Genomic DNA, 6,000 nt, shown 5'->3' with positions numbered 1-6,000 from the left:
AATATTCTAAAAAAACAATCTTTTCCTCCCATGTGGCGACTTTCTTTCGGAAATCTAGGTACCATTGCTACAAAAGCGCCGGAAAGAAAAGCAGCCTTCACACAAGACATATATATATAAACCGGGAAAGAGGTTACGACCAACTCTCCCAGTGTCCTTCCGGATCAATAGACGCAAGCCGAATCCATCCGTTTTTCACTTTTTGATGAAAGGCATGATCGTGGTCCAGCATCCGTTTCACATAGCCCCTCGGTGCTTGGATGACCACCAGCAAACGCAGTGGCTCATGATATGCCTCTTCATCAGATTTCATAACAGACTGCCAGGGAAGTCCAGATAATAAGTCACTGGCGTTCCCCTGCATGACCCCGAGACCGGCTGTCACGGTTTGGGTTGTTTTATTCCCGCTGCCATAATAATGAGGGGCAACAGTAGATGCATAATATTGCAGGTTAATCCATTGAGCTACCGTTGCCGGCCCGGAAATAATGTTGGCGAGAATAGCACCGTTTTTATCTTTCTTCCAGTTATAATTGTTGAGGAAAACTCTTCCTCCCAGATTGCAGTCTTGGGTCAGCCGGCGTTCCCCAATGATAAACGCAGCGTTACGTGCCAAGCCCCATTCCGGACGGACCTCACTCCAATCTTCTGAAAGGCGCTGCGCCTCAGCCTTCGGATTCTTGAGATGGGTTCCGAGATTTGGCAATTGCGGAATCCGCTCTGCATTGGCTTCCTCACTCACCTTTGGCAACTCGGCTTGGACACGTTTAAATGCCTCCTTAGCTTCAACTGATAGTTCCGGAACATAAAGCCAACGTAATTCATCAAGTGTGGTAATATGCTCGGCGGCTGCAAAAACGGTATCTTTCGGAATGATAATTCCCTCTGTTTCGAGGCTCTTCCTTACGTTTGGAAGATTACACAAGGCTGCCAGCACCCGTGCATTGAATCCGCTTGATGCTCCTCCGCATGCACCGCAGTCGAGTGCGGAACGATATGGATTGTTCGTGCTGTGACTTCCATGTCCGCAAATAACCACTAGTGGTGCAAATTGATCGGTGAGTCCCATCATTTTTAGTGCTTGCCGTACATAGTGTACTTTTTCTTTCACAGAAAATCCAATTGGCAGATCTGTTTCCGATTTTTGCGTATAGTCAAGCGAGAGTTCCGTGGATGGTTTATGCAGCCATGTTTCGAGCAATTTACTTAATGTCCGGCCTGCACTCCGAGGCATAAAGCTGCGAGCCAGCGTTTGCAGGCTGAGCCAGGGACCGCTAATTTCCGGAAGCACCATGCTGGAAACCAAATTAAGTTTCATCGTTTTAAATGTATAACCGAGTGAACTGACTACCTGATGCCGTTGTTGAAAGGATTCAAACTCTGGTGAAAACTCTTTTACTTTGTATTGCGGTTTAAACATTACCGGCAAAGAGTTATGCGTGTGGTTACTGCCAAGCTCGCAGGTTTCAATCGGCAATCCGAAAAAGCCTGCTGTTCCAAAGGTCTCAAAATCTCCTGCTTTTTCAAGTTTGCGGCGAAAAGGCTCTGAACGCACATCAATACAAAATACAAATTGAGCGAGTGCCCGCTTTACATTTTCTGCGGCTACAGCAGGCTGTTGGGATGTAATCATCGTCTTCAATTGGTCTTCATATGTTTTTTCCCATGCTTCAAGCAAAAGCCGATTGCGTAGAATCTTATCAAAACGATACGCAAGGGCCAAACGTGCCTTTATTTCTGTAGAGGATAACTGTAACCAAGCATTGATTGGCAGGTTCCCCCATTCCGCCCAAGCTGCAATTATTGGTTCTAGATTTACTTTATCATTTCTTTTTTCAGGCAAGGGAAGACAGGGTTTAACTAAAGCCCATTCCATCGAAATTCGTACAGCTAAATAGTCAAGTAGCAGTGAAGTTTCTTCGGCTGATTGCTGTGAGCGCCAAAGCATCATTCCCCCCCAGCCCGGCAAAGCAAGGAAATGTGCTTCAAAATAGTCTTGGATTTCTGAAAAAGGAATTTCGAATTCGAGCAAAACTTCCATTAAGGCAGCGTCTGCTTCTACCGGCAGCTTACTTAGTTGTTTACGTACCTTACGGCTAAGTGCCGGGTCATGCTGGACTAGTTTCCGCCACGCATGATAGAAACCTTCTTCCCGATTAGGCATCGACCAGACAGCCTGGGACTTATCCAAAAACAATTTACACCACTTGATCATATGGCTGTTAAGTTCGTGTGCTGCATTCACCCTTCCCAGTTGTTCCAAGCGCTGACTATAGGTTTTGACCGAATGATTTTCTGTCATTTGGGATGTAAAACGGTTTAGTTTTCTTGCCATGCTTTTTAACTCAGGTGCTTCCAAAGTACTTGAATATGGTTGATTCTGTAAAAGTGCAGCCCGGCAAAACCGCTCTGCGACCTCACGCGGCAACTCCAAAGACTGTGAGTTTAGCCAATGTTGAAATCCCTTTTCTAAAAAATCCTGATGAATCTCTCCTCGATCCCGTGCAGACTGAAATACGGAATCATTGGGGTAGATATCTACATCACAAGTATCTTTGAGCCGGCGTGCCATTTTTTCAAACGGTTGTCCCTCCAAGCCTACCCAGGGGTTGCGTGCTGCAAATGTGTTAATAGGCCCGAGCGGTACAATGACGCTGCTGGCGGATTTCACCAAGTCATTAAGATCAAAATCGAGGGTATCATGCAGCTTTTCCCAATGTAATGTTTTTGCTAATGTTGTATTCATCGTAAATGACCTCCTCTAAAGAATGATTGTGTCAAATGCTTAGGATGACTTTCGACCAAATCATTTTGAGGCTCACCTAATCGTACAAGCCAAAGATAAATGAGAACATAGGCAGTTGATGAACGATGACGAGCCAGCCGTACACCTGCAGCACTTCCGGCCAATAAGGTAATCAGTAGCAAAATGGCTGCTGGTGCCGGTGGTTGAATTCCTTTCGGGATTGTATCTTGTAACACACCATAAAAAGCATCATGTACCAAACTGTATACAATTGCCGCTCCTGCAAACAAAGAAAATCCTGCTATACGCCCGATACGTCCGGATCCAAAAGCCACGAGCTGGGTCCAGGCAAATGAAACTGACCATCCTAAGGTAAGAGCGCTTATCAATTTATAACCCTCTCCAGGAGAAGACATCCAAAGACCAATTGCCACCAGGAGGCCTAAAATCCCGCCAGTAATTGTCCATAATAATGATGTTGGCTGGTTCGTCCCGGAGGTTGGCTCCTCGTGGTGATGAAGCGCAGAGCCAGCCTGTAAGAAAAGGGTTGATTTGAATAGACCATGTAAGACAGCGTGGATAATGGCTGCCAAATAAGCACCTAATGCACATTGGATTAACATGAACCCCATCTGTGCAATCGTAGACCCGACCAGCTGCCGTTTATAATCAACGTGGACCAGCATAATTCCCGTCCCTATCATGACTGAAACACTGGACAAAAGAAGCAAAACAATTTGGGCTATATCTCCGCTAAAAAGCGGTGAAAATCGAGTCAAGATAATTCCGCCTGCATTCACTAATCCCGCATGCATTACCGCGGAGACAGGCGTTGGAGCCACTACTGAATCTAACAGCCAGCGTTGGAAAGGCCATTGTGCTGCCGGAATCACGACAGCCAAGATTAGTAGCAGGTTAATACAAGTCCTTTCCCATGAATCAAGCTGTGCAAGACTGCTTTTGGTGAGGACGAGCGACAGCTGCCAATGCCCTGTGGTTTGGGTGATCCAGATGACAGCTCCCAACAGGATAAGCCAGCCTAGTGCAAACAGACGGCCGGATTGCTTAGCAGCGTTTCTAGCAACACTCCACTCTTTTTTTAATCTTATAAGCAAAGTCAGTCCTAGGAGTGTAACCCCCCAGCAAACCAGCAGCAGGCGAAGGTCATTACTTAGCCAGACAGCTGAATCAGCAGTAGTAGTAATCGTCAGTAGAGCAAAATATTTTCGATAGGAACGATCACCGAGTAAGTAACGAACAGAATAGCGCTGCACGATAAAACCGATGGTAAGGACAAACAAAGCCAGCAGCCATGATAAGGAATCAAGCCGCCAAGGGCCATAAATCATGGTCTCATTGTTCGTAACAAGGGCCAGCAGGGCAGCGATCGGGGGCAGCAATGTAACACCGACGTGAAGCCGAACAAAAGACAGCGGAACCCTTGGGTATAACAGGAATAGCGCGCTAAGCACCGATATGACAAGCAATCCAAAAAATATTTCTGGCAGAGAAATTAACATTTTACTTCCCCCCATCGATTTATGGAAGGAACCATCATTCCGAAAATATGACTTTGACCGATTTCCTTCATTACGCTACATTCCTTTCTGTTTTATTTTTAAAAACAAAAAAACCGACAATTTTTTTAAGCATAATGGTTAAATCCATTAAACTTTGAAAATTGTCGGTTTACTTTTAACGGGCCCAGCCAGGCCTTTTAATAGTCTACCTAATTATGTAATTTTCTTTCTTCCAATAAGGAAGTATAATTACAGTTGTCCTCTTTAATATATATTTACTTTTTCATATAGTCAATAGAAAGTTATTAACCTCATGCTAAAGTAATCTATTTATTTAGAGAATCAATTAAACAATTAATTTATGGTAGTAATGTTACTATTTATCAAACATTCTGTCAAGTTAAAATTTGGTCCAAACTTACTTATTGTGAATTTCAAGGAACGAGAACCTCATTTCCATTCAATGTGCCACTAACATTATGTGGAAATTTTGTACGATAAGCAGATTTTCAACCTTAAAAGCCGATTCTCTTAATATTTTAAGGAATCGACTTTTTTAATTTGTCTTGTTATACAATCACGCCCGATTCATTAAGAAGAGCGCATTTCTTGCTCTAGAAATGCTTCCGATTGCCCAAAATCAAGAATGCGATAGGACCGGAAAAATCGTTATTTTTTTAAGGACATATTTACCGCTTCACGTGCATGTATATAAGTTGTGTCAAATAGAGGAACATCGGAATCCTCCGATTTGATCAATAATCCAATTTCTGTACAGCCTAATATAATTCCTTCAGCTCCGGATTCGATTAAACCTTGGATAACTTTTTTATAATAATCCCTTGATGCCTGATGAACATTACCCAAACACAACTCATCATAAATAACCTTGTTCACAATCTCTCTCTCATTGTCATTTGGCACAAGCACGTTTATACCATTGGACTCTAAACGTGATTTGTAAAAGTCTTGTTCCATCGTGTACTTTGTGCCAAGTAATCCTATAGAACTAATTCCTTGTTCTTTAATTTGCGTTGTTGTTGCATCAGCTATATGCAAAAGGGGTATATTGATTTTTGATTGTATATCATCTATAACCTTGTGCATAGTATTGGTGCAAATGACAATAAAGTCAGCTCCCCCTTTTTCCAAGGAAAGTGCAACATCACCCAAGACTTCACCGGCTTTTTTCCAATCACCGTTTGACTGAAAACGTTCAATTTCTTCAAAATCAACACTGTATAAAAGACATTTTGCCGAGTGTAGCCCTCCTAATCTTCTTTTCACCTCTTCGTTAATAATCCGATAATATTCAACAGAAGATTCCCAGCTCATTCCACCAATAAGGCCAATGACTTTCATGTTTAATCCCCACCATTGCTTTTTTGTTATTTGTCCTTAAGATTAACTTCGACTTCTTATAAAAAATCCCTTTCTTTATTCCACAATCTGGCCCTTTAATGGAACAACACGACTAGATTTTTTTAAACAATATTATTGTCATTCAACATAAAAAGTACCTTTTCAATTTGAAAAATAACCATTATATGTTCGGAAATTCAAGGAGTTAAAATAGCTTGCCATATAACTTTTGCACTTGATCCTTTAATTGTTTGTTCTCTTCTTCCATTGCCTTTATACGCCCTTTTAAAGTCTTAACTAATGCATCCTCTGAACGCAACTTGCTCTTTTTAATTATTTCATTTTAATAGGAGTTACCACGGCAAATAAATT

Annotated in this window: 3 protein-coding genes; all 3 read right to left on the bottom strand. The window is 42.4% G+C overall.

Annotated elements, in window-relative coordinates; genetic code table 11:
- Window positions 1–133: 133 nt before the first annotated feature.
- The 3 genes from J7E63_RS15470 to J7E63_RS15460 all read right to left on the bottom strand — a co-directional run bounded on the left by J7E63_RS15470 (window position 134) and on the right by J7E63_RS15460 (window position 5,628).
- On the bottom strand, window positions 134–2,746 hold the full coding sequence (locus J7E63_RS15470; RefSeq protein ID WP_215013879.1) for a DUF2309 domain-containing protein: 2,613 nt from the start codon (window positions 2,744–2,746) through the stop codon (window positions 134–136).
- The gene (locus J7E63_RS15465) at window positions 2,743–4,281 is read right to left on the bottom strand and encodes an NADH dehydrogenase subunit 5 (RefSeq protein WP_215013877.1); all 1,539 of its coding nucleotides are present in this window, start codon (window positions 4,279–4,281) and stop codon (window positions 2,743–2,745) included. The genes J7E63_RS15470 and J7E63_RS15465 overlap by 4 nt, the downstream gene beginning before the upstream one ends.
- A 654-nt stretch (window positions 4,282–4,935) precedes the next feature.
- Window positions 4,936–5,628: an aspartate/glutamate racemase family protein gene (locus tag J7E63_RS15460; RefSeq protein ID WP_215013875.1), complete on the bottom strand. Its 693-nt coding sequence runs from the start codon at window positions 5,626–5,628 to the stop codon at window positions 4,936–4,938.
- Between the last annotated feature and the right edge of the window lie 372 nt (window positions 5,629–6,000).

Source organism: Bacillus sp. ISL-75 (assembly GCF_018613095.1).
This window is presented reverse-complemented; position numbering and strand designations above follow the sequence as displayed.